This is a genomic window from Flavisolibacter tropicus (genome assembly GCF_001644645.1).
GTDB lineage: Bacteria > Bacteroidota > Bacteroidia > Chitinophagales > Chitinophagaceae > Flavisolibacter > Flavisolibacter tropicus.
Genome location: NZ_CP011390.1, coordinates 4,288,291 through 4,313,453 on the forward strand (window position 1 = coordinate 4,288,291; position 25,163 = coordinate 4,313,453).

At 42.2% G+C, this 25,163-nt stretch carries 21 protein-coding genes; 9 read left to right on the top strand and 12 right to left on the bottom strand.

Going from position 1 to position 25,163, the window contains the following annotated elements:
• Nucleotides 1-127: 127 nt before the first annotated feature.
• Nucleotides 128-2,986: a M16 family metallopeptidase gene (locus SY85_RS18280; protein WP_066406327.1), complete on the top strand. Its 2,859-nt coding sequence runs from the start codon at nucleotides 128-130 to the stop codon at nucleotides 2,984-2,986.
• Nucleotides 2,987-3,183: 197 nt separating this feature from the next.
• Here SY85_RS18280 and SY85_RS25705 read toward each other — a convergent pair whose 3' ends face one another.
• The 9 genes from SY85_RS25705 to SY85_RS18320 all read right to left on the bottom strand — a co-directional run bounded on the left by SY85_RS25705 (nucleotide 3,184) and on the right by SY85_RS18320 (nucleotide 14,712).
• Complete coding sequence (locus tag SY85_RS25705; protein WP_158512999.1) at nucleotides 3,184-3,357, bottom strand: hypothetical protein; 174 nt, start codon at nucleotides 3,355-3,357, stop codon at nucleotides 3,184-3,186.
• A gap of 345 nt (nucleotides 3,358-3,702) precedes the next feature.
• Nucleotides 3,703-4,593: a ferritin-like domain-containing protein gene (locus SY85_RS18285; protein WP_066406329.1), complete on the bottom strand. Its 891-nt coding sequence runs from the start codon at nucleotides 4,591-4,593 to the stop codon at nucleotides 3,703-3,705.
• Nucleotides 4,594-4,604: 11 nt separating this feature from the next.
• The gene (locus SY85_RS18290) at nucleotides 4,605-5,324 is read right to left on the bottom strand and encodes a ferritin-like domain-containing protein (protein ID WP_066406330.1); all 720 of its coding nucleotides are present in this window, start codon (nucleotides 5,322-5,324) and stop codon (nucleotides 4,605-4,607) included.
• 292 nt (nucleotides 5,325-5,616) lie between these two features.
• Nucleotides 5,617-9,207, bottom strand: a complete 3,591-nt coding sequence (locus SY85_RS18295) for an efflux RND transporter permease subunit (protein WP_066406331.1) — start codon at nucleotides 9,205-9,207, stop codon at nucleotides 5,617-5,619.
• Between the two features lie 40 nt (nucleotides 9,208-9,247).
• On the bottom strand, nucleotides 9,248-10,435 hold the full coding sequence (locus SY85_RS18300) for an efflux RND transporter periplasmic adaptor subunit (protein WP_066406332.1): 1,188 nt from the start codon (nucleotides 10,433-10,435) through the stop codon (nucleotides 9,248-9,250).
• Between the two features lie 9 nt (nucleotides 10,436-10,444).
• Nucleotides 10,445-11,836: a TolC family protein gene (locus SY85_RS18305; RefSeq protein ID WP_066406333.1), complete on the bottom strand. Its 1,392-nt coding sequence runs from the start codon at nucleotides 11,834-11,836 to the stop codon at nucleotides 10,445-10,447.
• A gap of 5 nt (nucleotides 11,837-11,841) precedes the next feature.
• Entirely contained in the window at nucleotides 11,842-12,456 is a 615-nt protein-coding gene (locus SY85_RS18310; RefSeq protein ID WP_066406335.1) for a TetR/AcrR family transcriptional regulator, read from the bottom strand.
• A gap of 480 nt (nucleotides 12,457-12,936) precedes the next feature.
• Nucleotides 12,937-13,749, bottom strand: coding sequence for an alpha/beta fold hydrolase (locus tag SY85_RS18315; RefSeq protein WP_082886581.1), 813 nt, complete (start codon nucleotides 13,747-13,749; stop codon nucleotides 12,937-12,939).
• A gap of 246 nt (nucleotides 13,750-13,995) precedes the next feature.
• Nucleotides 13,996-14,712 carry a metallophosphoesterase family protein gene (locus SY85_RS18320; protein WP_066406339.1) on the bottom strand — a complete coding sequence of 239 codons (717 nt, stop codon included), beginning with the start codon at nucleotides 14,710-14,712 and terminating at the stop codon, nucleotides 13,996-13,998.
• Between the two features lie 440 nt (nucleotides 14,713-15,152).
• On the opposite strand from SY85_RS18320, the gene SY85_RS18330 reads away from it, so the two are divergent.
• The 4 genes from SY85_RS18330 (at nucleotide 15,153) to SY85_RS18345 (ending at nucleotide 18,476) form a co-directional block, all read left to right on the top strand.
• Nucleotides 15,153-15,764 (top strand): DUF502 domain-containing protein, encoded by a 612-nt coding sequence (locus SY85_RS18330; protein ID WP_066406342.1) that lies wholly within the window; start codon nucleotides 15,153-15,155, stop codon nucleotides 15,762-15,764.
• On the top strand, nucleotides 15,730-16,716 hold the full coding sequence (locus SY85_RS18335; protein ID WP_226998889.1) for a zinc dependent phospholipase C family protein: 987 nt from the start codon (nucleotides 15,730-15,732) through the stop codon (nucleotides 16,714-16,716). The genes SY85_RS18330 and SY85_RS18335 overlap by 35 nt, the downstream gene beginning before the upstream one ends.
• A gap of 318 nt (nucleotides 16,717-17,034) precedes the next feature.
• Nucleotides 17,035-17,655, top strand: coding sequence for a hypothetical protein (locus SY85_RS18340; RefSeq protein WP_066406344.1), 621 nt, complete (start codon nucleotides 17,035-17,037; stop codon nucleotides 17,653-17,655).
• 104 nt (nucleotides 17,656-17,759) lie between these two features.
• Nucleotides 17,760-18,476, top strand: a complete 717-nt coding sequence (locus tag SY85_RS18345; protein ID WP_148661237.1) for a hypothetical protein — start codon at nucleotides 17,760-17,762, stop codon at nucleotides 18,474-18,476.
• Nucleotides 18,477-18,568: 92 nt separating this feature from the next.
• On the opposite strand, the gene SY85_RS18350 is transcribed toward SY85_RS18345, so the two are convergent.
• Nucleotides 18,569-19,555 carry a BtrH N-terminal domain-containing protein gene (locus SY85_RS18350; RefSeq protein WP_066406346.1) on the bottom strand — a complete coding sequence of 329 codons (987 nt, stop codon included), beginning with the start codon at nucleotides 19,553-19,555 and terminating at the stop codon, nucleotides 18,569-18,571.
• 441 nt (nucleotides 19,556-19,996) lie between these two features.
• Between SY85_RS18350 and SY85_RS18355 the strand changes: the two genes are divergently transcribed.
• The 4 genes from SY85_RS18355 to SY85_RS18370 all read left to right on the top strand — a co-directional run bounded on the left by SY85_RS18355 (nucleotide 19,997) and on the right by SY85_RS18370 (nucleotide 23,765).
• Nucleotides 19,997-20,752, top strand: a complete 756-nt coding sequence (locus tag SY85_RS18355) for a DUF3108 domain-containing protein (protein WP_066406347.1) — start codon at nucleotides 19,997-19,999, stop codon at nucleotides 20,750-20,752.
• 302 nt (nucleotides 20,753-21,054) lie between these two features.
• Complete coding sequence (locus SY85_RS18360; RefSeq protein WP_066409967.1) at nucleotides 21,055-21,912, top strand: penicillin-binding transpeptidase domain-containing protein; 858 nt, start codon at nucleotides 21,055-21,057, stop codon at nucleotides 21,910-21,912.
• 197 nt (nucleotides 21,913-22,109) lie between these two features.
• Nucleotides 22,110-22,436, top strand: a complete 327-nt coding sequence (locus tag SY85_RS18365; RefSeq protein WP_066406351.1) for a hypothetical protein — start codon at nucleotides 22,110-22,112, stop codon at nucleotides 22,434-22,436.
• A gap of 705 nt (nucleotides 22,437-23,141) precedes the next feature.
• Nucleotides 23,142-23,765 (top strand): hypothetical protein, encoded by a 624-nt coding sequence (locus tag SY85_RS18370; protein ID WP_066406353.1) that lies wholly within the window; start codon nucleotides 23,142-23,144, stop codon nucleotides 23,763-23,765.
• 23 nt (nucleotides 23,766-23,788) lie between these two features.
• Here SY85_RS18370 and SY85_RS18375 read toward each other — a convergent pair whose 3' ends face one another.
• Nucleotides 23,789-24,358: a hypothetical protein gene (locus SY85_RS18375; RefSeq protein ID WP_066406355.1), complete on the bottom strand. Its 570-nt coding sequence runs from the start codon at nucleotides 24,356-24,358 to the stop codon at nucleotides 23,789-23,791.
• Between the two features lie 209 nt (nucleotides 24,359-24,567).
• Nucleotides 24,568-25,161 carry a hypothetical protein gene (locus SY85_RS18380; RefSeq protein ID WP_066406357.1) on the bottom strand — a complete coding sequence of 198 codons (594 nt, stop codon included), beginning with the start codon at nucleotides 25,159-25,161 and terminating at the stop codon, nucleotides 24,568-24,570.
• Nucleotides 25,162-25,163 lie beyond the last annotated feature (2 nt).

Here is a 25,163-nt window from a genome sequence, read left to right on the forward strand (position 1 = left end):
ATTCAACGGTTAACCAACAACGAGAACGCTTCTTTAATGGATGAAAGGTTTTAATCATGTGATAAATGGCAGAGCTGCACTCAGCCATTTGGCCTAAATTGTCGTCCTGACTTAAAAAACTCTGTCAATGATGATGAAACGTAAAGTACTGGTACTGGCAAGTGCTATGACGTTCCTTTCCGGAGCGGCAATGGCGCAAGCTAAACTGGTAGAGAAAGTAACCAAACAAGGATCAGAATTAGTGATCCCTTATGAGAAATATGTTCTGCCCAATGGGCTGACATTAATCATTCACGAAGACCATAGCGACCCTGTGGTGCATGTGGATGTTACCTACCACGTAGGTTCTGCCCGTGAAGAGATCGGCAAATCCGGTTTTGCACACTTCTTTGAGCATATGCTTTTCCAGGGAAGTGATAACGTAGCCGATGAGCAACACTTTAAAACGGTTACGCAAGCGGGTGGTACATTGAACGGAAGTACTAACCGTGACCGTACTAACTATTACGAAACAGTACCTAGCAACCAGCTGGAGAAAATGCTGTGGCTGGAATCTGATCGTATGGGTTTCTTCCTGGATGCGGTAACTCAGAAGAAGTTTGAAGTACAACGTTCTACCGTAAAGAATGAAAGAGGTCAAAACTATGACAACGTCCCTTATGGCTTGCGTTTCGAAACCATTAATAAAAACCTGTATCCTTATGGTCACCCATACTCATGGCAAACCATCGGATATGTAGAGGATCTGAACCGTGTAGATGTAAACGACCTGAAGAACTTCTTCCTACGTTGGTATGGTCCTAATAATGCCGCGCTTACTATTGGTGGTGATGTAAAACCTGCCGACGTAGTAAAGCTGGTAGAAAAATACTTTGGTTCTATTCCTGCGGGTCCTAAGGTAGAGCCTGTAAAAGTGCCTGCCGCAGTGCTTGAAGGGAATCGCTATGTATCTTACGTGGATAACTATGCGAAGCTACCAATGTTCGCTGTTGCTTATCCAACCGTTCCGGACTTTCATAAAGACAAAGCGGCGCTAGCGGCCTTAGCTCAGATCATTGGTCAGGGTAGAAACTCTGTGTTGTTCCAACAGTTTACTAAGAAACAGCTGGCTTTACAAGCGCAGGCGTTCAGCTCTTTATCAGAGCTTTCAGGTGAGTTCCAGGTAGTATTACTGCCTTCTCCAGGTAAAACACTGGCTGATATGGAGAAGCTGTATTATGCAGCATTAGACTCTTTTGAAAAGCGTGGTGTAACAGATGAAGACATCATCAAGTTCAAAGGAGGGTATGAATCACAATTGATCAATGGCCTGCAAAGTGTAGCTGGTAAAGCTTCTCAGTTGGCCCAGTTCCAATACCTGACTGGCAACCCTAATCAGATTGGCGGCCAGTTAGCAGCATACACTTCTTTAACAAAAGAAGATGTAATGGCTGCTTATAACAAGTATATTAAAGGTAAAGGCGCTGTAGTATTAAGTATTGTACCAAAAGGCCAGGAGCAGATCATTGCTAAGGCTGATAACTATACTATTGATACCACGCATTATGTACGTCCAAACTATGGTTATACTGGATTGAAATATGTAAAAGGAAAGGACAATTTTGATCGCCGTAAAATGCCAGGTAATGGTCCTAATCCTGTGGTAACTGTACCTAAGTTCTGGAGAAAAGACCTGCCAAACGGTGCTCGTGTTATTGGTACGGAGAATACCGAGATCCCTACCGTTACGTTATCGATTACGGTTCCTGGTGGTCATTTACTGCAGGCCAACAACTTGTCTAAAGCAGGTTTGGCTTCTTTCTTCGCCAACATGATGAACGAGGATACCAAGAACTATACGGCTGAACAAATTTCTGTAGAATTACAGAAATTGGGTAGCTCTGTAAATGTATCGAGCGGTACGGATGGTATCACCTTCTCTGTACAAGCATTGAAGAAAAATATTGACCCGGTAATGGCTTTATTACAAGAGCGTTTGTTCAATCCGAAGTTTACGGAAGATGCTTTCAATCGTATCAAGAAGCAACGCCTGGAGTCCTTTAAGCTAGCGAAGTCCCAACCTGCTGCTGTAGCCGATGCGGTATTTGCGAAATTGAACTACGGTCCAAATCATATTCTGGGTATAGATGAAGATGGTACAGAAGAAACGATCAAGAACATGACCTTGAAGGATATTGAGAATTACTACAACAACTACATGACATCGCAAGATGCTAAAGTGGTAATTGTTGGTGATATAAAAGAAGCTGAGATTCTACCAAAATTGGCATTCTTAAGCAAGCTTCCTAAAAAGAAGATCGAGTTACCAAAAGTGGATGCTACACCTGCTGTTAGCAAAACAACGGTGTATATGGTAGATGTACCAAAATCTGCACAATCTGAATTCCGTGTAGGTTATACAACACCTATGAAGTATGATCCTACAGGTGATTATTACAAAGCCCAGTTGGCTAACTATGCATTGGGTGGTAATTTCAACAGCCGCCTGAACCTGAACCTGCGTGAAGATAAAGGTTGGACATATGGCGCCAGCAGCTATTTCACTGCAGACAAATACTCTGGTACGTTTGAGTTCAGTTCTGGTATTCGCGCCGATGCTACAGACAGCGCACTGTACGAGGTAATGAAAGATGTGAAGAACTATTTACAAAATGGTCCTTCGGATGATGAAGTAAGCTTCATGAAGAGTGCTATTGCACAAAGCGATGCACGCAAATATGAAACTGGTTTCCAAAAAGCAGCTTTCATTGGTCGTATCCTGGATTACAACCTGCCTGCTAACTATATTGAGCAGCAAAGCAAGATCCTGAAGTCAATGACGAAAGAGCAGATAAAAGCTGTGTCTAACAAGTACATTCAACCGCAGAAGATGAACGTTCTTTTAGTAGGCGATAAAGCCAAGATCATGGAAGGCGTGAAGAAGCTGGGTTACGATGTAGTAGAGTTAGATGTAGATGGAAATAAGATCGATAAGAAAGTGTTCTAAGACGTGAATGGTGAATGGTGAGTGGTGAGTATCGTGAAACGTCAAACGTGAGACGTGAAAGGAGCCAAGCACGCCCCCGGCCCCTAAAGGGGAGGGCCAGTGATCGTGAAACGTGAGAAGTCAAACGTGAAAAGGTTTCCTAAAACTCAATCTTACTTTATAAAAGAAAAGCACTCCGATAATGGAGTGCTTTTTCATTATTGATAATTGAGTATTGAGCGTTGAGCATTGACCATTCCCTCCCTTCTTCCTTCATCATTCCTTGTTGCTTGTTCGTTATTCTTCTCCTGTTCTCCTTTGCCCTGTGCGAAACTTTTTCTCTGTGTCCCTTTGTGTTCCCGGTGTCCCTGTGGTTCAAAACGCTGCGCCATCGGCGCTATTTGCGGGGGCGCCCTGTGCATGGGTGCTCCCCTTTAGGGTATGGGGGCGTGATTAGAAAATGGGAAAAGCCACCTGAACCTAAAGTCTTTGGCCTTATTTGTGTGCCTTTATTGTTAAACTGTTCGATTTTGTTGATGATGGGATTTTTACTGATTGTGTTCTTTTTCGTTCTAATCTACTTCCTGGTATTTGCGGCCAAGAAAAGGGTAGAAGGTTCTGATTTGGGTGAGCATCATAGCGTGTAAGCCTAATGGTATAAATACCTGGCCACTAAAACAGTGTTATGTATTTAGTCAACCAGGTATTACTGTTTCAGAGGAACTATTCTGTTTATACTAGGGTTTTATAAATGGACGAACAATTTCTAGTATCTGTTCTTTTGTCAATGGCTCATCAAAGGCTTCAGAAGCTTCAGTGGAAGCAATACTTTGCCCATTAATATTTGTGATCGTTACGTTGGCCTGTGTTACATTTTCTTCTCCATCATACGACTTCTGTATAGCAGCGTCTGCTGTTCCATTACCTGTAGTAATGCCACTTTGATTTAACGTGATCCAAGGCTGTAGTGTACTGCCATTTGGAATTAAGTTTGGTGCTGGTATCATACGACGCATATGACGAAGTTTAGCTGCATGCCGTGCTTCTACAGAGTGAATGCGCAAGGCTGCTTCCAGCACATCGTTATTGCTCATTAGATTAGCAGATTGTCCTTTATAAGCGCGTACACCGGTGTCTTCAAAAGTTTGAGCTACAGCCAGTAGTACCTTATAATCGGTAAAGGCAGAAGCAAAAGGTCCCGTGCCGCTTCCCATGCCGCCTGTGAAGTCAAAGTTGGCCGCTGTAAAATTGACGGGCGTGCCACCCAAACTGGTAATGGCTGTTTTAAGAAACGCCACATGTGCCACTTCATGATCGCGGATCAGCGTCAATGCTGCTTTGTCAGAAGCTGACGCGGTAGCTGCGGCAGCTGATGTTACCGCTTGCTTATAGAATTCAGCTTCCAAGTGTTCCAGTGTCAAGGCAAAGTTTAATACATCCACAATGGTAGACGAACTTTGGCCATAAGCTTTTTTAAACAAACTGCCCAATGCTGAGGGTATAGCTGTAGCTGCCAGTACTTTACCAACAAAAGCAAAGCGTTGCATAGCGCTCCGGCGCGTATCTAACTTCTCGTAAACTTCTGGGTCTACCTTTTCTATTTCAGATATAATATTTTGAAAGTTCATTGTAGCAGGTTTTAATTTGTGGGAAGATTATTAGCATTCAGGCGCGTCTTTAGAAAAGCAGAAGCGATCTCTAACACTTGCTTTGGTGTGCGCACCAAGTCGAGGCCTTGGGAGTTAACTGCCTCTGCATTGGCAAATGCCGTTCCTACGTCAGGTGAGATCAACTCGCGAATAACAGCCGCATGGCGCGCTTCTACCGAAACAATCTTTCCTGCCACTAGCAGGTAAGTAGGATTGGTTAGCAGTTTGCCGGCACCGTTATACGCTGAAACACCCAGGTCTTCAAAAGCCTTTGCCGTTGCCAATACGCTGTCACGACTACTAAAGTTGATGTTACTGAAGTTGACTTCCAGGTTTTGAATGGCATTACTGCCTAGGGCATTTTTAAAGAACTCACGGTGGGCAATTTCATGATCGCGGATATCTTTCAAATACTCCGTTTCCATCGCGGTAATCCCACTAAAAGGCGTTTCCATAACTTTTGTGTAAAAAGCAGCTTCCAATTGCTCTAACGCATATGCATAGTTTAAAACACCAGTGTCGCCACTGCCCAGGTTTACGGCATTGGGGTCGCTACCCATATCGTCGCCCAAATCGGCAGTGCACGAAGCACCTACCAAGGCGGTTGCCACCGCTGTCCCACTAAATAATAAAAACTTACGACGATGAATTTTAGAGTCTTGCACAGGCGTATCCTGGCCGTTCTGTACCACAGCTGATCGCGGATCCATAGTATTGATGTTTAAGGGTGAGAGAAACTTTAATCTACTACTTACGGGTTTTTCTAAATAATGGATTTAACAAGTAGAAAAAATAAGTAGACTGTTGATAATGCAATATTTGTTCTTCTTTTAAAAGATGCTATGTGTGTTCTTGTTTAAGGAATTAATTCGGTTATGCATACATGTTTTAAACAAAAGCAATCTACGGAGTAGCATCTGTGTAACAGCTGCCTCTTTTATCATAAGCAAAAAAAGCGGCCCCTCTTTTGTGGGGCCGCTACCGTTCTATAACTATAACCGTTTATATCCAACTGCCTATAAAAGCTTCTCCTACATCGGAGCCTTTGTACTTGCGTCTGCGGCGTGCAACATTTCTTCTTTGACGAAGCATAGTGACTACCATCAATGGTATAAATACCACTGTTAATGGAGGAATGCCTAGCATGGAAATCCACTTGCCACCATACATGTTGCGCATTGGGCGTTTTAAACGCTCTGCAATCAGGTACATAGAAGGTACGATCAGCAAGGTCATGAAGAAGGCGAAGGCCAGACCAAAGATGATCGTCCAGGAAAGCGGTTTCCAGAACGCTGCGTTATCACCTCCAAAGAAGATATGCGGATTCAGATCGGCAAACATGGTAATGAAGTTGATATTAAAACCAACAGCCAGTGGGATCAAACCTAGGATGGCGGCAAGGGCTGTTAACAATACCGGGATGATACGGGTTTTACCAGCCTGTATAACGGCTTCCCTTGTACGTATTCCACGGCTTCTCAACTCATCGGCAAACTCAATTACCAGGATACCATTCTTCACCACAATACCTGCCAGACCCACAATACCAATACCTGTCATTACAACAGAAACGGTCATGCCGGTCAAGGTAAAGCCTAGTAATACCCCGATCACGCTAAAGATAATTTCGGAGAGGATGATCACCGATTTACTTACAGAGTTAAACTGCAGTACCAAAATGAATAAGATCAACATAAGGGCTATCACAAGAGCCTTACCTAAGAAGGCGCCTGTTTCAGCCTGCTGCTCACTTTCACCCGTTTGCGTAATAGTAACATTGTCAGGCTTGCCCTTAAAGTCGGCAATGCGATCTGTTACCACAGGTGTTACAGAAGCAGGCGTATAGTCGCTCAATACATTGGAGCGGATGGAAATGGTACGTTTCTGATTTTTACGTTTTACACTTCCATAGGTGCTGGTGTAATCTACTTTTACCAAGGTAGAAATAGGAACACTTTTTACACGGCCACCGGTTGCCATATCCCTGAAGGAGATGTTCATATTCAACAGGTCGCTGATGCTCTTACGTTGCAGCAGATTATTCCGCAATTGGATCTTGTATTCATCTTCCCCTTCTTTGATCTTAGAAACCTCTCTGCCAAACAAGGCTGTGCGGATAGCCATCCCAACCTGTGCAGAAGAAACACCTTCAATCAAGGCGCGCTCACGGTCTACCGTAAGTGTAATTTCAGGATTGTTCAGGTCTACGTCCATCTTCAGCTCTTCAACACCTGGAATCTGTGCCGCATCCAGGTAGTTCTTTAATGCCACTGCTGTTTTGGTAAGGGCGTCAAAGTCTTCACTTGCTACTTCTATATTTATTGGCGGCTCTGTTGGAGGACCACCTTTTTCCTGGTCTACCGATAATTCCGCTCCTGGTATACCTTTCACCACGTTTCGGATTGAGTCGAGGTAAGGAGCAGAAGAAACGCCATCGCGCTTTTCAAAGTCTACAAAGGATACCTGTACGCGGCCTAGCTCGGGGCGCGTACTTCTATCACCGCTCATAGGGTCAGAAGCACCTACGGCTACGTTACTGATCACACTTTCTACAATCGGGTTCTTTTTGCCTCCTTCCATACCCAAGGCCTTATACACGCGTTTCTCCAGGTCGCGGGTAATGGAGTCTGTATATTCTACATCCGTACCGGTCGGCAACTTCAGGTATACATATACATAGTTAGGGTCGCTCTTGGGGAAAAACTCCACGGCTACACGTCCGGTTTTAGTAGCCACACCAAAGGACATAAATGAGAAGATCAATAAGCCAAAGGTTCCTAAAAGTAACCACACAGGACGCCAGCCATGCAAGGCCCAGCGCAGTGAGCGTTCATAGCGGTACATGATAGCCGGTAAAACGCGGTTTTGGAAGCGGTGAATGGTATCTTCCAGTACATAGCGGTTGAGCAATATCATCAACAGCATAAACAAGGTTAGGTTCCCCAAAAAGCGGAAGCCTGCAACATCTAATAAAACACCGATTGCTGCAACGATCCAGAAAGTAGGTTTGCGGAAAATAGCATTCTTCGGTTGCGGGTTGCCGTGCGCATCGTGGGTCATGAAGTCAACCGCAAATACAGGGTTCATGATAAAGGCTACGATCAACGAGGCTGTCAAGGTAAAGATCAACATTGTAGGCAGGTAGATCATGAACTTACCAATGATGCCCGGCCAGAACAATAAGGGAAAGAAAGGTGCCAGCGTGGTTAATGTACCCGCCAGTACCGGTATCCATACTTCGCCCGCCGCTACCATAGCCGATTTGGCAGCTGATAATCGGCCGTTGGATTGTGTATAGATCCGGTGAGTATTTTCAATTACCACAATGGCATCATCCACAATAATACCCAGACCAAAGAGCAGGGCAAATAGTACAATGAAGTTCAAGGTTACGTGTGTACCCACGATCAGGTCTGCTGCTGGTAAAAACAAGAAGGCTACGAACATACTAAGTGGTACTGATAGCGCCACAAAGAAGGCGTTGGTTACACCCATAAAGAACATCAGGATGATCAGTACCAGTACGAAACCGATAACAATGGAGTTAACCAGTTCATTGAAAGAGGTGCGAGTCTTAATACTCTGATCACCTGTGATCACCACTTTAAGATCCTTAGGAAATTCAGTGGCTTTCATTTCATCCAGCACACGGTTCACATCGTCTGAGGTTTCGATAAGGTTCTCTCCGGCTCGTTTGATGATGTTGAGCGTAATTACATTCTTGCCATCTAAACGGGCATAGCTTTCTTTTTCCTTGACAGTATCTTTTACTTCTGCAATATCCTTTAAGTAAATAGGTGCACCATAGGTAGTGCGGATCACTACATTCTCTATGTCGTAGGCTGTTTTGAACTGGCCTTTTAACTGCAGGTTGCGCTTCATGTTGCCTACCTCCAGCTGACCACCAGAGATATCCATATTCTCGTACTGTACCGTGCGGGCAATATCATCGTAGGTAATGCCCGCAGCTTCCATGCGCAGCGGGTCTACATTGATCTGGAATTCTCTTTCCGGCGCACCTACCAGGTCCACGCGGTTCAACTGTGGCAACTCCTCCAGTTTATCTTTCAGGTCATCGGCATACTTCTTCAAGCGCACCATGTCGTAGTCGCCACTCACGTTTAGATACATAATCGGTTGCTCTGAGAAGCTCACCTCCATTACGGTAGGTTCTTGCGTAAGGTCTGTAGGCAGGTCGGTCTTTGCTTTATCTACCGCATCCTTCACTTTCTGCAAGGCTTCATCGGTTTTCACATCAGTGCTGAATTCTACCACTATGGCCGAGAAGTCCTGTACCGATGTACTGGTAGTTTTATTGATCTTGGCACCTGTAATGCTCTTGATCTGTTTTTCAATGGGCTGGGTCACCAGGTTTTCCATATCCCTGGGCGAGTTTCCTACATATACGGTTTGCACGTAAATGGTAGGAATAACAATATCAGGAAACTGTTCTTTTGGTAGTGTAACAAACTGGAAGATACCTGCCAAACTCACAAACAGGATGAGCAGGTAAATGGAGGTTTTGTTTTTGATACTCCAGCTTGTTGGTCCAAACTGCTTAAAGCGATCGGACATGTATTCTTTTACTGACATAAAATCTCTTTAATGGTTCGTTTCGTTCTTCTAATGAGGCTTATGATTTAGTAGTCAGGAGCTGACCTTCATAAAGGTTTTGGAAGCCATCGGTGATCAGCGTATCGCCGTTTTGCAGGCCGCTTCTCACTTCCAGTCGCTCACCGTATAATTCACCTACAACAATCTTACGCTTGCGGGCTACCAGGTTGTTACCTTCTTTTGCGGCTACCATTACAAACTTGCCCTGGTCGTCATTCTGCAAGGTGCTAAGCGGAATGGTAATAGCATTCGTAGCAGCATAGTCCTGGATCTTTACAATGGCTACCTGGTTTGGATGAAAGTCAGGATCGGATGGGATAGGTGCTTCAATATAGAAAGAGCGCTTAGTGGGGTCGATGGTTTTACCAGCCACTTGCACTTTGGCATCGATGATACGATTGTTGGCATTGGGTAGCTGCACGTGGATAGTGCTGCCTACACCAATCTTACCGAGGTAGTTTTCTGGAACATCAGCCACTACTTTTAAACTACCGGTATTTACTATACGAATTTGAGGACCATTGGCTGTTGCACCGGTAAACAGTTCACCTACACGCACATTTACCTGGTCGGCTACGCCAGCAGTAGGAGCTACTACAGTCATAAGAGCAGCTTGCTTTTGCAGGATGCCTATCTGGCGCTGTAAGGTTTCAGCTTGCGTTTTAGCGCTCAGTACCTGCTGGTAGGTGCCTATTCCCTGGTCCCACAGGCTTTGGGTGCGGCGGTAGGTATCTTCTGCTGTAGCCAACTGCACACGCAGGGGTTCTATTTGCTGGCGGATCAATTGATCATCCAACTGCGCCAACAACTGACCTTTGCGTACATAATCGCCCTGCTTTACATACAAGGATTTTACCACGCCACCCTGGCCATTAGGAGGTGCTACATAAGAAATATTAGTTGCATCAATTCTTCCCTGCAGGTCTACAAAGTGGGTGAAACCACCGGTACTGATTGTTTCAAGAGCAACCAATTTAGGTTTACCAGCTGCACTACTAGAGGTATCCAGTTTGGCAATCTCTTTTTCCAGCGCATCGATCTTCGTTGTCAGCTCGCGTTGCTCTTTTTTGAGTTTCTGCAGATCGGCTTTTTTGTCGTTCAGTGCCGCGTTTTCGTCTTTATTAGAGCTACCACAAGAGGCTATTACAAAAGCCAGCAGCAGTAGTCCGTAAATATTGTATCTCATGAATATATTCTTTGTGTTCATTGTTTTGGTTTATTGAAGTTTTCCTAATGATGATTGATACCCAATCTTGGCTACAGTAGCATTATAAAGGGCGTTGAAGTAGTTGTTTTGAGCTTGCTGGTAGTCAGCATCTGATTGCAATACTTCAAAGGAGCTACCTAAGCCTTGTTCAAATTTGAGCTTGGTAGTGCTGTAAACTTTCAGTGCCAATTCCAGGTTACGTTCTTGTGTATCCAGGTTGTACAAGGCACTTTTCAGGCTTTCGCGACTAACGGTTTGTTGAAAATCAATGGCCTGCTTAACATTAGTGATATTATTGTCAAGTTTGCTCACTTTCAACTGCGCTTGCTGTGTTCTGTACCGGCGTTGAAAGCCATCGAAAATCGGTACTGAAACATTTAAGCCGATATAGGAACTGTTTAGGTAAACAGTACTACCGCTAAATACGAATCGTTGGCCTTGTCCGCTTAAGGAATAGTTACCTGTTAATGCCACAGTAGGTAATGCACCCATTTGATTACGCTTCACATCCAGTTGCTGCAACTCCTTTGTAGCCTGCAGTGTACGGATCTCTGCACGATCTTCATACTTAAAGTCAGCATCTAAAATGCCTTCTTTTATACTGGCAGATGTCAGTTCTTCTTTCAGTACCACAGTATCTTTCTGGGGTAGACCAAGCGCAAACTTCAATGCGGCATAAGAGATGGTAACACCATTATCAACGAAGGTGCGTGTGCTTCTTAAGTTGTTTAATTGTACTTGTACACGATCCAGGTCAAGGCGCTCAGCAAAGCCGTTCTTGAACATAATAGAATCATCGTGATAGAGTTTTTCCAGCCGGCTAATGCTTTCATCAATAAAGTGCAATTGCTTTTGAGCTACTAGAATGGCATAATATCTTCTGTACGCCGAGTCTTTAATACGCTCTTTGGTTTGCTCTATAAAGGCGGTGGATAGGTTCAGCGCTGTTTTGCGGGCTTGCAGGCCTACAAATACATCGGGCTGAAACAGCAACTGCTGTACCGTAGCGCCTACTGCCGTATTCCAGGGCTGTTGAAAGCTTAGTTCCCGTAGTGTAGGTGGTGGCACCTCGGTTATGGGGCCATTGCTTCCTTGCACACCTTCTTCTTTTAAGATGGAATACACAACGGTGGAGCTGGCATCCGGGAAAAGAAATTTAGGTAATTGTACATAGTACTGTGCGCCGGCTACACCGTTTACCTGGGGTAGTGCACGCCCTAAGGTTTCCTTATTGAGTGCTTCCTGTATCTGGTAGTCCAGTTGTGCATTCTTTAATTCAATTACGTTTTTGTAGGCTAGTTCTACGGCTTCTTTTACTGTTAGTTCATGTTTTTCCTGCCCCTGTGCTATAGCAGCTAGTAGCAGTAAACCCAAACCAAACAGTCGTTTTAATCGTGTCATCAGTTCTAGATTTTGGTTCGTTGACTTTTATATTTCTGAATAAGCTTCTGTCCTTTTGGGGTGGCTAGTCCATAAAGGAAGTGCTCTAATAGTTGCTCTTCTATGTGCACCAGGTGGGTGCGGTTGTTAGGAAAAACTTCTGGGTTGAAGGAAAGCATGATGTTGTGAATGCGAAAGCGGGCCAACACATCCATATCAATATCCTCGCGGTAAACACCTTCTGCTATTCCTCTTTCAAAGTTTTTCCAGATCATTTGGTACATGAAGCCATTCTTATACTCTTTGAATTTTCGGAAGGTATCGGGATGGTATTTTTCCATGTCGATGAGTACGGAGGGGTTCATATTGGCAAACATATCTCTTACCATTTCAAAGGCGGCGAGCACCTCGTGGATCGCATTTTCAGACGTATCCCTGCCCAGGCAGCACTGCGTTTTGTTTTGCTCCATCACACCGGTAAATACAGCGCTTACCAGCTCTTCTTTATCCGTGTAATAGTGGTACAGCGTTTTCTTAGACATGCCTACCTGCGCCGCTATATCATCCATAGAAACAGATCGGATACCATAACGGTTGAATAGCTCGTGTGCTTTTTCTAGTATGCGTTCTTTTGGTTCCATAAAACGGGGCCAAAACTATGGAAACTTTTTACGTAACCAAAGTTTCCACTATTAAGTTTTTATAAACAGAACATTTTGTGGGATGAATGGCCACCTCTAAAAGGAGGCCTGGTTCAAGCAAACCCTATGGAACAGGAAAAAAAGAACACATGTTTTGGGCGGTTGCCCATAAAAGACAAGCGGAAGCCCATCAATCGTATACAGCTGCCGATAGTTTGGTTTGTTAACTAACAGGGACAAGATTGTGCGCTAAAATATTTAGTAAAAATAGAAAAGAAATAGGCCCTTTGCAAGCCATTCATCCCTTTTTTAAGTTTGCAATTATAAAAAAGGGACATACATATGAATGCACCTATTTAGAATGTCTAAGCGCAATGATAAATAAGCGCTCATTGAATGGAAGGTGTTCACATTTGTCGTCTCACTTTTCACGATTCCTGGGCCCTCCCTTTAGGGGATGGGGGCATGCATGCTAATACACTATACCTCGTCTAGAAAATTTGCCATTGACTGGTACATGCCCTTGGGGTTGTCATAAAAGATAAAATGATCACTGTCTGCAACCATATGGCAACTTAAATTCTCTCCTTTCAGTTGGGGTAGATAAGACAAGTGTTGGTTCTTCTCTCCAAAAAGGAAAAGCCTGGGAATCTCTAAAGCAAGGAATTGTTGAAGGAGTTTGCCGGTTGAGGAATAGGACACTGTTTGAAAGCTGTAATGATAGTAGGATTGTACATTCGTGTTCAACTCCAGGTTATTGGCAATAATATAATAACCCGCATTACCGTACTTTTTCATGTTCTTTATTGTTTCATCAAAAACAGTACTAGCAAAATGTTCATACGAATGCTGCACTACTTTTGAGGAGAACATACAATCCTCTGGCATCAGGTTCCCTTCAATATTCACGTAGGCTTTTACGTGGTCCACGCCCGCCGATTGAAAATAAAGCAGGGTTATTAAGCCACCCATACTGGCACCCGTCAGAATAATATCTTTTAAGTCCAACTGCTTTATAAACGCATCTAAAAAGAAAGCAAGGTCATCAACACGTAGCGGTTCATCTGCATAATAAGTTGAATTGCCGGTGCCCGGGTTATCAAAGCCTATTAATTCATAGTCAGCCAGTAAATGGGTTTTGGTGGCTTCCCAAAAGTTTTCTTTTGCACCTCCTAATCCATGTACAAACAAAATGGTGCCTTTATGGCCAGGCCTTCTAAAATACTCTAACTGATAGGTTCTGTTACGAAGTTCAATGTCAATTAATTTGATCTGCGGTGATGGCATTGTCATTTTTTACTTGTTTTGAATAACGCTATCCAGTGAGCGTTGTACCGTCGTATGCCAAAATTGCTATTTAATTCCGCATGATCATTCAAACCTGTCCTTCTGCTACTTAAAACAAGGCTACATCCCTGTTTCAAGATACGTTTGGTGTTAAGAGTGGGGTGGCTATGCACCGGTGCCATCAGGATGCTAACAGTAAACACACGTGGTTGGTCTTTCATTTTTAAACAGCCACTTATATTTCAAATTAGATTAAGAACTTACCTGCATCATTATTTCTGAGTGCACGTTTTCTTTATTAAAAAGTAGTACGCTATAGCCAAAGTTTTTCGTATCAATGGAGATATCTTGTGCCTCTTTAATGACTTGAAAAGAGGCGGCAGGAACAACAAATTGCCTTATATTTTTATATTCTCTATTATCTGCCATATGGTAATGGGCACAGAAAACCGTCACCTCATTAATACAGTTTTCAAGTAAATGAATTACTTGTGCCCGGTTTTGTAGTGGATATAGTTTATCTACCGCCGTGTCAATGGTGAGTAGAGGATGATGTATGAAAATGACAATTTTTTTACTGGTAAACAATTCCTTTTTGAACCAATCTAACTGTGCGTCACTAATCCTGTCTGAAGAAGAATCCAGGTATATATATATGAAAAAGTCATCTTCTTCAGAATAATATAATTCGTTGGAGGTGTAAGGCAAATTGATTGGTAAATGTTTAATCACTGCATTAAATGAGTCATGGTTGCCTAAAATCACTTTTATTTTGAAATCCTTTAGCGTATCAAAGAACCATTTGTGGCTATCAGCTTCCCCAATATCGCCACCAAATATTATTTCATTAATCTGCTTACTCCTAATGTCATTCAAAAGAAGTAACCAGTTTTTTCTCGGATCAACATTGTTTTGAAGTGGAAATTCTTCATCCAAATGAATATCTGATATAAAAGCAACCTTTTTCATGCAGTAAAGCGAATTTGTTATTGAAGCTAGAAACTCAATACATTTTTAAAATAGAAAATGGTGCGAACTGGATGTTTAGCTACTTGAATCGAACTATGAGCCTGTTTAAATTGGCACAGGAAACGTTACATAAAGGGCTGCCACGGTTAAAAGGGATTAAACCAGGCTACATTTACCGTGGCAGTACTAAATAATCTCTTCAATGATAATGGCCAGGGGTATACGAAAAAGCAATTAGCAAGACGTTATTTAACTGATAGTTACATGGTAGTATACCGTTCCGTGCGGAGCGTAAAGGTTTATAAGTGTTTATCTGGGGCATTGCTTCCTGTTAACTATCAACAAAATCGTAATCCTTTTAATCCTGCTAATCCATCTGATCTGCGGTCCTTACCTTTGTTCTGAGGATCATTGAGCCCTTACCTAAATAAGCATTTCGCGTGAACAAACTCTTTCAATATTTCTTACAAGGACTTTTAGTACTAGCACCCATTGCCATTACCGCCTATGCCATTTACTGGATCGTTTCCAGTATTGACAATCTTATACCCATCTTTACCTATGTGGATCAGAAGGGCAATATACAGGTACAGAACTATGGCCTGGGCTTTTTGCTGGTGATAGGGTTGATCATTGTCATTGGCTACATGAGCTCCTTTTTTATCAAGCTGCGACTGTTTTCATTGTTTGAAACCTTGATGGCTAAAACACCCGGAATCCGGTTTATCTATTCTACGGTAAAGGATTTTTTTGAAGCCTTTGCCGGTGAGAAAAAGAAGTTCAATAAACCTGTACTGGCCAATATTGATGACAACGATGTATGGCGTGTAGGGTTTATTACCCAGGACGAATTGAAAGATTTTGGTTTTTCTGAATATGTAGCTGTTTATATTCCGGCCTCGTATTCCATTGCGGGGAATGTGTATCTTTTACCCAGGAACCGGGTAAGAACGATCACCAACATCAATGCAACTGATGCGATGAAGTTTGCCATCAGTGGTGGTGTTACCGAAATGGATGATGATACCAAAACAGATACTGCTAAAATCTAGTCTTACATTATTGCTGGCTATTAGTCAGCTGCCTTGTTTTTGCTGGGGCTTTTATGGTCATCAGAAGATCAACTACCAGGCGGTGTTTTTATTGCCACCGCAACTGCTATCGTTTTACAAGAAGCATATCCAGTTTATTAGTGAACATGCGGTAGACCCCGATAAGCGGCGTTATATGCTTACTGAAGAAGGACCAAGGCATTATATCGATATTGATCGCTACGGCGCTTATCCTTTTGATAGCTTGCCTCGCCGTTGGGATGATGCCATAATAAAATATACGGAAGATACCTTGCAGCAGCATGGCATTGTACCTTGGTGGATTCAGATAATGCAGGCCCGACTGACCAATGCATTTAAAGAAAAGAATACCGCTAAGATACTGAAGCTCTCTGCCGATATTGGCCACTATATCGGTGATGCACATGTGCCCTTGCATGTATGTAGCAATCATAACGGGCAATATACTGGCCAGCGTGGTATTCATGGCTTTTGGGAAAGCCGCGTACCAGAACTGTTGGCTGATAAAGAGTGGGACTTCTTCATTGGAAAGGCCACGTACATAAAAAGCACTAGCGACTTCATCTGGAAGCGCGTGCTGGAAAGCGCTGCTGCGGCAGATACTGTATTGTTGTATGAAAAGCAGCTAAGCCAAAGCGTTGAACCCGATCAAAAGTTTGCCTTTGAAAACCGCAATGGTAAAGTGGTGCGTCAATATTCAACCACCTATACTACTGCCTATGACCGCCAACTGAAAGGTATGGTAGAGCGCCGTATGCGCCAGTCTATTTATGCAGTAGCTTCCTTCTGGTATACTGCTTGGGTCAATGCCGGACAGCCAGACCTCTCTGGCCTTACAGGTGAAGCTTTTAGTGAAGCCGACCTTAAAGAGTTTGAAACTTTAAATGAGCGCTGGAAGAATAGTGATATAAAGGGTAGGGAGCATGAGTAGTTTTATGTTATACGCAAGCATAACTAGACCTAATAATAAGCTAGCAATCTAATAAAATTGAGATCAGATGCTGAACTCGTTTTAGCATCTGCTGACTGCATACAAAACCTGCCTGCCTTATGGAATGCTTATTACTTTCCTAATCCTATATAGTTCAACTACTCATCGTAATAAGATTACTGGTAAATATACGAGCGACACTTTTTAAAGCATTTAAGTTGAAGCAAATCATGCTATTGCGCTTTGTGAAAACATTTATATGTTTATCTTCATCATTAACCAAGCTAAATAACCCGCATTGCATTTAAACCTACTCTCATGAATTTGAAACTACTGCTATCTGCAACCCTAAGCGTTTTCTTGTTTCTAAACGTTAATGGCCAAACAAAACAAGCCTACATATTAAAGGAAGATTTCAACAACAATACATTGGGTTGGACAGAAGAATTTACCAAAGCACACAGGACAGAAATAAAGGAAGGTAGCTTGTATATAACCTCTCTTGATACATCTAAATACCAGTCCAGCAACGGACCTCAAAATGTATCTTTTCTGTGGAACCTGCCAAAGAGTTTTGAAATTACTTCCAGCTTTCAGGTGTTGGACAATAGCCTGCCTGCAACATTTGGTATTTTACTTTATAGTACCTCCTTAAACTACCGATTTGCCTATTCTGAAACTGCGGAAGGCCTGTTGTCTGAGTATGATTATAACCGTGAAGAAGAAGCTACCCTGTTTTCAAAGAATACGCATACTCCGGATATCGTAAGTCTTAAAACCATTCCATTTAAAATTAAAGTCAATGATCGAAAGGCGCAATTCTATGTAAATAATGTATTGATTGGAGAAGAGGTGCTGAAGGCTAAATCATGGAGTGATATCCGGTTGTTTACTACATCAGGGGCTGCTATTAAAGTTGATTACTTGTACATACAATAGGTATTCGTTTAACATTGATTTCTATGAAACATCTCACTATTGCGGTCGCCTTAGTGCTAACACTAGCAACCGTTTCCTGGCAATCGAGGAATAAACAGGTTCTGATGAAACCACAACCCTGTGATGCCATTATGGACTCTGTATCAATTTTAATACAGGCAGGCGGTTTAGTGGTGGAGGCCTCGGAAGATACCACGGCTATGGGAAAGCGATACAGTGGCATTCTTTTTTGGCTGCAAGATCGACCTTTTACAGAATTGCAATGCTTGCTTACGAGTAACAACCCGCTACATCGTACGTATGGGTTTATTCTGTGCGGGCAGCGATACCCCGATAGTATTACTCGTCATCTTGATCTATTGAAGGATACATCTCACATACTGTTGTATGTAAATAACAAGCTCATAGATCCAGAAGTTACGGTGGGCCAGATCATAGAGATGATGTATAAAAAAATACTGCAGGATAAAGCCGACCAAGATAGGTTGCCGGAAGTGCAAAATAGGGTGAATGCGTTTATTTGCGAGTATGCTGCGCACCCCCCTTCGTTCAAAGTTCTCTCATTCGATAAATACTCATTTGGTGGTGTAGATAAAACCGAAATGTATTCCGTTAGGCTAACCTACTTGCTGAAGAATAATTCGGGTAGGTTGTTGCGTCAAACTAGCGAGTTTGTGTTAGACAGTAATCTTCGTATCAATGTCATAGAAAAAGATAGTACCAGTTATTTTAATTCTTATCCACCCATACTGGACGTTTGGTTGAACATTTTTGGAAGAAAGTTAAGTGCCATGGATAGCGCACAGCTAAGACTGAAATAGTTCGCATAGTTCTTTCCTGCAATGTATCATCAGCCTAGTTTATTGTGCATCGCGAGGGACATGGCGGTGAAGGCATAGCTTTGACTAGCCCATTATACAGTCGCCAACATCTCCATAGCCTCTTTCTCTTTCGCTGAAAGTGTTTTTAAAATAACAGAAGCTTGTTGTATGTACTGAAAGTCGTTTGTCTCACTCACCTGTTGAAACAAATGAGAAACATTGCTCCAAAGGCTGGCTATTTCTGCAAATGCTTCCCATCCGTTACGTAGCTTGTCTAGCTTAAGCAGCTCATAGCTTTCTTTTAAGAAATCACGGTAAAGATTTCTAAACAGGGCGCCGCCTGTACCCGCTTTTTCCATTAGAAGGGCTGTGGTATTAAAGTCGTTTTTAACATCTTTAGTGGTGTTAAACCACTTGATGATCTCTGTACTTGTTTTTAAGATTCCTTTGTATCCGATATTAGTGATGGGTGGATTAAGATAATCAGCAGCATTATTCCGAATAGCCGTTTTAATTGCCGATGCTAAGTGGAAGTCTTTGCCTGTTTTGTGTAACGTATAACACAAGTTCTTGGAAGACATAGGTCCCTTTTCTGCTCTTGCCAATGCTAGGCTTTTTAAAGAGGTTTTAACCGTGCTGCCTTGCTGTATGGTATCTACTAAATAAGCGTCCGTATCATCATAGCCATAAATGGCTACATAGTGCCCGGCAAAATGAATAGGGCGCTCGAAATATTCAAGGTGAAAACAATCGAGTTTTAAACCTACTGCCTTCCCTTCGTTGATCAGTTGTTTTACACCATCCCACGCTTTCTGCGGTGAAGCTGTTTCTTTTAGTAGTAGTTCAAGATTTAGATTTTCAGCCAGGCGTTGTGTTAATACATCAGGTTTTACTCGCCCACCTATAAAGGGAAAATCCATTGTCTTCATATTCCAGAATATATAGCCAAGGCCTTCACCCAGGCCAAATAACATCGGTTCTGAAAGTTCAATTCCCAGTTGGTTCAACAACGTTCCTGTGGCAGTTGTTTCGCAATGTTGTCCCTTGAATGGTTTTATATTTTCAATGATGTAAGGCATTCTATAAAATTAAGGTGGTCTGTTAATAATCTTATTACTGCGTTACTCCTTAAATAGGTAATGACTATCAGTATGGGATTTCTTTATATCATTTTGTGTTAACAGAAGAGAGTGGGATAGGGTAAAATAAGAACACTGTTTTTCATTCTGTTTGTACCTCTTTTCTAATTAAAACATACATAGTAATCATATGAAGAATGATGTTAAACCGTATTGTACTTTGTCATTCCTGCACACCTTTCATCCTTATTTGTATTTATAAGAAGATACATGGATACTACTTTCAGCTACTTGTACCAATTTAAGTTAGTCAGTACATCTATCAGATGGCAGTTAGTAATTGGCAGTTAACAGTTGATAGTAGGCAATAAGGCGCTGTTCTCTGCCAACTGTCCACTAGGTAGGTCCTCTTTTATTTAAAACATTATTAGTGTCTATTTTATGAAATTCTATTTTTTGGTTATTGCTTTCACGCTTTCAGCAAGCACAGTACAAGCACAAAAGAAAGAAGACACACTTAGCTACAGCAGCTGGAAGAAATATAGTGATAAAGTTCAGTCCGGAACAAATAAATACCTGCAGTATTTTACAGACTCATTGGGACAAGTGTTACGCATCAATACATTCAAAACCCGAACGGTAAAACAAGATCCTGCTAATGCCAATATTCTTTGGGTAATACAGCGATATAATAAGGCTAAAGGAAATGAGATAGAAACCGATACTGCTTTTATTAATAAGGTAGATTTTAGTCCTTTGGCCTATCATACCGATATTCAGTCTGCAGGTTATAAAGAAGTCGTGCAGTTTACACAGGATAGCATCTATACAAGTGTTTTCTATAAGGACAGCACAAAACATGTTTCGTATCCATCAAGCCCTGATTATTTTATAGCTACTACTATGGAAGATATGATGGGAATGTTGCCGCTTAAGATAGGCTATACTGTTGTAGTAAAGAATGTAAATCCAGGTGTGCGACACAATACAACTAATTATAAAGTAAGTGTAGTACGGAAAGAAAAGATTCAGCTATCAGATCATTCAACTAGAGAAGCCTATTTAGTAGAAGCAGGTTTTCCTGCCTTCAAAAGTTATTCGCAATATTGGTTTTCAGTAGACAAACAATTAATGCTAAAGCATAGTTTTAAAATGAGAGATGGTAGCTTTTTTATTGAAGAACGCTTAATGCCCTAATTGGTTTCATAGCGTAAAAGACCTTTTGCTTTCATACTGCCTCTTGCCGACGTGTATGCCTTGTTATACCGTCAGGTGATTGTATGCTCAAACGGTTACTACTAAATCCCTTCTTTCTATAAGCGCCACTTTAAAACAATTGACCTATATACCCTGGAAAATAATATATAGCAAATCACTCTATATTTTTCTTGCCTCTTGTCACTCCAATACACATCCCATCACGATGGCTTCTTTTAAAAGAGCGCTAGTTGCCTTTGAAGCCTACCTTCACATACTATACACCTTCTCCGGTATCAAATATGATTAAAACTTCATTTTATCTGGCAATCGTTACCCTGTTCACTTTTTGTCAGGCTAAAGGCAGGATCAATACCAGCAACACGCTTACGCTTACAGACTCTCTATCTGTGCGAACAGACTTTCAACACTATTTTACAAATTGCAAGGTTGAAGGAAGCGTTATTGTTTACGACAATCAACGGAAAATATGGCTAGCCAGTGATGCCGCTGCTGTACGATCAGCCACATTGCCTGCGTCTACATTTAAAATTGCTAACCTGTTGATTGCTTTGGAAACGGGTGTGATTAAAGATGAAAACGAAATAGTAAAATGGCCCGGTAAAACCGATACTGTAAAGTATGGGTACCGACCCGATATTTATCACGATATGTCGGTAAAGGAAGCCTTTGAAGTGTCGGCTGGTTGGGTGTATGTAGAGCTGGCTAAACGAATAGGCAAGGAGAATTATAAAAAATACCTGGCTGCTTATCAGTACGGCAATCAAACACTTACCCAACCCGATGCGGACTTCTGGAACTTTGGAGCCTTTGGCATTTCCCCATTAAATCAGATTAACTTTCTACGAGCGTTATATGAAGGCAGGCTTCCGGCATCTAAGCGCAATATGGATATTGTAAAAAGGGTAATGATAGTTGAACAAGACAATGGTTATACAATAAGTGCAAAAACAGGCTGGACAAGAGACAATGATATGAACACAGGTTGGTGGGTAGGCTATGTAGAGAGCCCGAAAGGAGTGTACTTCTTTGCTACACGTTTGTTGCAGGATCGTAAGTTTAATCAATCCAATTTTGGTTCCTGCCGAAAGGAAATTACAAAAGCGGTTTTAAGAGCCCTGGATATTTTACCAAGGTAATGTACTTAGCTTTTTAGGACGAGTTGTCTACTAAAAGAAAAGAGCAGATTTTTATTCACATTTCCTCAGTTTTAAAGATTACTTTTTTTAGGTTATTCATTAGTGATGGGTAGTTAACACTTCATTTTATGTTTGTTGTTAGTTATGTAAAAAATAAATATATTTAAGTGCCCATTAAGCGGCCAACGCCCGTACACATGACTACCACTACTAACTTGCAAGAAGAAATTGCGAAGCAAATCAATATTGGTTTCTCTAAAGAAGAAATTGAGCAAAACCTTCTATCTAAGGGCTATACCTCCACTGAGATCAACGAAGCACTATCCAAAATCGATTTTTCCAATGCTATAGCAGAAAGCAATGGCGGTAAAGTAAGTGGTACCAGCATTGCTTTTGGTATTGTATTCATAGTGGGAGCGCTCGTGCGCTTCGCCCGTTTTCTAAATGGCGGTAGTGTGTTGGCAGGCCTCGGTGTACTAACGGCTGGTGGCATGGCCATTTATTATTTTACCAAGCGGTCCTAACAAAAGGATGCATGGATGTAAATCCATTTCCTGTAAAATCGCTTTTACAACATCAGGCTTTTTTCAGTTCAGTGCATACGCAACCGCAGCCACCTGGCTGCGGTTTGTTTTAGTTATGAAAAGCATGTTTGTGTTACTACTAACGAATATCTATATACGTGGTTAGTGACTCCTTTAGCATTATGGCATTTTCTTATTTATTCCATCTCAGTTTGTTTGCTGGCTATATTTCTATTCGGCTCTGTTTATTCCCTTTTTATTTTAGGATTGATGGATGTTCAATGAAGAGAGGAGTAGTATAGGAGGATGGTAGGAGGAGTAGTGAATGTGGAAGGCAGGTAGAGGGCTTTATCTGTGCAGTTGGTACGGACTTACCTACAGAAGAGGTACAGAAGAGGTACAAGAGAGGTACAGAAGAGGTACAGGCTAGGCACACCCCCAGCCCCTAAAGGGGAGCACCCGCGCACAAGAAGACTCCCGCAGCTGACGCCGATTGACCACGGAGCATTTATGATATTAGCAGTGGCCTACATGTGTATAAATAAAGGGGGTGAAAGGTTTTGATGGGGGCCTTTAGTTGGGTAGATTTGCTAAGATAATTAGCAATTAAGGCTCAAGGGACAAGATCCAGGAAGCAGGTGGAGGCCTGGATTTTAAACCTTGGACTTTACACTTTTAACGCTCCACCTTTACCCTGTACTCTTTATGGCAAAACAAGTAGGCCCCGTCTTCATTACCGGCACCATCGATGGCATCATCTTTTATAAGTTAGGAGATACGTATTACCTGCGCAGCAAAGGCGATTATAAAAGTGCTAAGAGGATGCGCAAGGATCCCGGCCTCCAGCGCACGATGGCCAATGCCGAGCGGTTTGGGGTGGCTGCCAAAATGGTGAAGCGCGTGTACTACCGCCAGCTTCCAGGGACCGTGCGCAAACCCGGGTTGTTTGCCAGGTTAACAGGCATGGTCAATAAGTGGTTGTACCAGGGCAAGACCAAGGAAGAAGCACAGGAACTTCTGCTGGCGCATTGCCAGAAATTAGCTGCCAAGCCAACGACAATAGAGGCTACGCCTTCTGTACGTACAACTGCACCTGTGTTGCCTCCACTGTTTACTTCAGCGCCTGCTACCACAGAAAAGAAAAAGGAGATAACAAGAACAACTCCTCGTGTTAAGCAGGCCCGCTATCTTTCAAAATGGAAGGTCAAGCGCAATGGTCGGTTACATATACCAACGCCTGATAGTAATGTTGTTCAGTCCGGCCCTGAGTTTGTCGATGGGCTGAATCCTCCTGTGACTGGTCATCACAGGAAAAGAATGAACGTTTAATAGAAAGCAGGTAATCCCACTAATCAATGCAGTTTGCGGTTCTTTTCATAAAATGCAGCGCATTTCCCTGCATAGTTAAAGTAGGTTTCATCATTAAACGTATCCAGGTAAATCTTGCCCAGCACCATCTTGGTTTTAATGGTAGGGATTTTTACCAGTTGCTCTTTTTTAGCATCGAAGTAATTCCAATTGCCAATGTAATCGTTGGTGAGCAGGTTTATGCTCGACTCGCCACTGCCATCATTCATAGCATTACCAAACTCATAACGACTCATGCCAATGAGCTGCATCTTCTTTGTTTTTACATCGTAGCGAAACTGGTTGCTATAGCCTGCCCGCATCCAATTGTTATAAAACTCAAAGCCGTTCTTAGTGGCTCGAACACCAGCATTTTCATTTAAAACATCAATATCCTTGCTTTGGATCTTTTTGAATTGTTGGGTGGATAGCCGACATACTATTCGTGAAGCTTCCCGGTCTACGTACACCGTATCGTTTATCCTATCATTATCAAGGTCTTCTACTAATTGGTCTTGACCAAAGACAAGAGCGTAATGGAATAGAGTCAGTATGAGGATGATGCTTTTTCTCATTGCCAACGTTTTGATACCACTAAAATAGGAGTGCTGTTTGGCTATGGAAAGAAAGGCTGTATGAATTGTTATAAGCGTTACGTAAAACAGGTTAGATGAAAAGCCAGGTGGGATGGTTGGTATCGTAAAAAAGATGTCTCAGCTATGGTGCTGGGGCAAGCGTGGTGATTAGTTTCGCGATTATAATGGACATCAAAAATTATTTCCAGTTACAGTTGTATTTCCCTTAAGATATCTTCTGTTTGCCCTAGTATTCTGTTGTAGTTTTTTAAAACCCAGCGTGAGTAAAAGGATAAGAAGATATAAGCTAGCGGTAGCGAAATGATCCAGAAGTATTTACTGTCAGTAATGGATGTACTAAAAAACGCTGATATCAGGATCAATGTTACCACAAGCAGTAAATGACAGAGTAAGAAGTTTACCCGCTGCCATTTGTAAAACTTCAACTTGTTAACCATGAAATCGGTAAGCGTTTCTTTATAGGTTTTATTGGTATCGCCAATGATAGCAAACTGTTGAATGCTCTTAAAACTGATCAGGGAAATAGACAGTATCAGCAATATGGATAAAGCACCTACACTCTTGAAAAAAGGAGTAGCTAACTTGTCAAAGTTAACGCCAATAAAAACGGCCCCCGCCAGGCATATAACGATGCCGATCATTTCAGGATAGGTAACACGTTTCAGTTTCGATTTAAATTTAGCCTGTGTCATTTGATCAATTAGTTGTGTGTTTAAAAGGTTTTGGTCTTTTAGTTGGTTGCTCATGGCATCCCAATTTTGTTTTATGCTGTCTAGTTCCATAA

What these genes read in the sequence shown, in the direction of transcription:
- SY85_RS18355 (WP_066406347.1), top strand. Translation starts at nt 19,997, where the DNA reads ATGAAATTCTATTTTTTGGTTATTGCTTTCACGCTTTCAGCAAGCACA.
- SY85_RS18375 (WP_066406355.1), bottom strand. Translation starts at nt 24,358, where the DNA reads ATGAGAAAAAGCATCATCCTCATACTGACTCTATTCCATTACGCTCTT.
- SY85_RS18380 (WP_066406357.1), bottom strand. Translation starts at nt 25,161, where the DNA reads ATGGAACTAGACAGCATAAAACAAAATTGGGATGCCATGAGCAACCAA.
- SY85_RS18315 (WP_082886581.1), bottom strand. Translation starts at nt 13,749, where the DNA reads ATGACAATGCCATCACCGCAGATCAAATTAATTGACATTGAACTTCGT.
- SY85_RS18305 (WP_066406333.1), bottom strand. Translation starts at nt 11,836, where the DNA reads ATGACACGATTAAAACGACTGTTTGGTTTGGGTTTACTGCTACTAGCT.
- SY85_RS18300 (WP_066406332.1), bottom strand. Translation starts at nt 10,435, where the DNA reads ATGAACACAAAGAATATATTCATGAGATACAATATTTACGGACTACTG.
- SY85_RS25705 (WP_158512999.1), bottom strand. Translation starts at nt 3,357, where the DNA reads ATGGCGCAGCGTTTTGAACCACAGGGACACCGGGAACACAAAGGGACA.
- SY85_RS18370 (WP_066406353.1), top strand. Translation starts at nt 23,142, where the DNA reads ATGGCAAAACAAGTAGGCCCCGTCTTCATTACCGGCACCATCGATGGC.
- SY85_RS18350 (WP_066406346.1), bottom strand. Translation starts at nt 19,555, where the DNA reads ATGCCTTACATCATTGAAAATATAAAACCATTCAAGGGACAACATTGC.
- SY85_RS18365 (WP_066406351.1), top strand. Translation starts at nt 22,110, where the DNA reads ATGACTACCACTACTAACTTGCAAGAAGAAATTGCGAAGCAAATCAAT.
- SY85_RS18335 (WP_226998889.1), top strand. Translation starts at nt 15,730, where the DNA reads ATGATGATACCAAAACAGATACTGCTAAAATCTAGTCTTACATTATTG.
- SY85_RS18295 (WP_066406331.1), bottom strand. Translation starts at nt 9,207, where the DNA reads ATGTCAGTAAAAGAATACATGTCCGATCGCTTTAAGCAGTTTGGACCA.
- SY85_RS18280 (WP_066406327.1), top strand. Translation starts at nt 128, where the DNA reads ATGATGATGAAACGTAAAGTACTGGTACTGGCAAGTGCTATGACGTTC.
- SY85_RS18345 (WP_148661237.1), top strand. Translation starts at nt 17,760, where the DNA reads ATGAAACCACAACCCTGTGATGCCATTATGGACTCTGTATCAATTTTA.
- SY85_RS18310 (WP_066406335.1), bottom strand. Translation starts at nt 12,456, where the DNA reads ATGGAACCAAAAGAACGCATACTAGAAAAAGCACACGAGCTATTCAAC.
- SY85_RS18285 (WP_066406329.1), bottom strand. Translation starts at nt 4,593, where the DNA reads ATGAACTTTCAAAATATTATATCTGAAATAGAAAAGGTAGACCCAGAA.
- SY85_RS18290 (WP_066406330.1), bottom strand. Translation starts at nt 5,324, where the DNA reads ATGGATCCGCGATCAGCTGTGGTACAGAACGGCCAGGATACGCCTGTG.
- SY85_RS18340 (WP_066406344.1), top strand. Translation starts at nt 17,035, where the DNA reads ATGAATTTGAAACTACTGCTATCTGCAACCCTAAGCGTTTTCTTGTTT.
- SY85_RS18320 (WP_066406339.1), bottom strand. Translation starts at nt 14,712, where the DNA reads ATGAAAAAGGTTGCTTTTATATCAGATATTCATTTGGATGAAGAATTT.
- SY85_RS18360 (WP_066409967.1), top strand. Translation starts at nt 21,055, where the DNA reads ATGATTAAAACTTCATTTTATCTGGCAATCGTTACCCTGTTCACTTTT.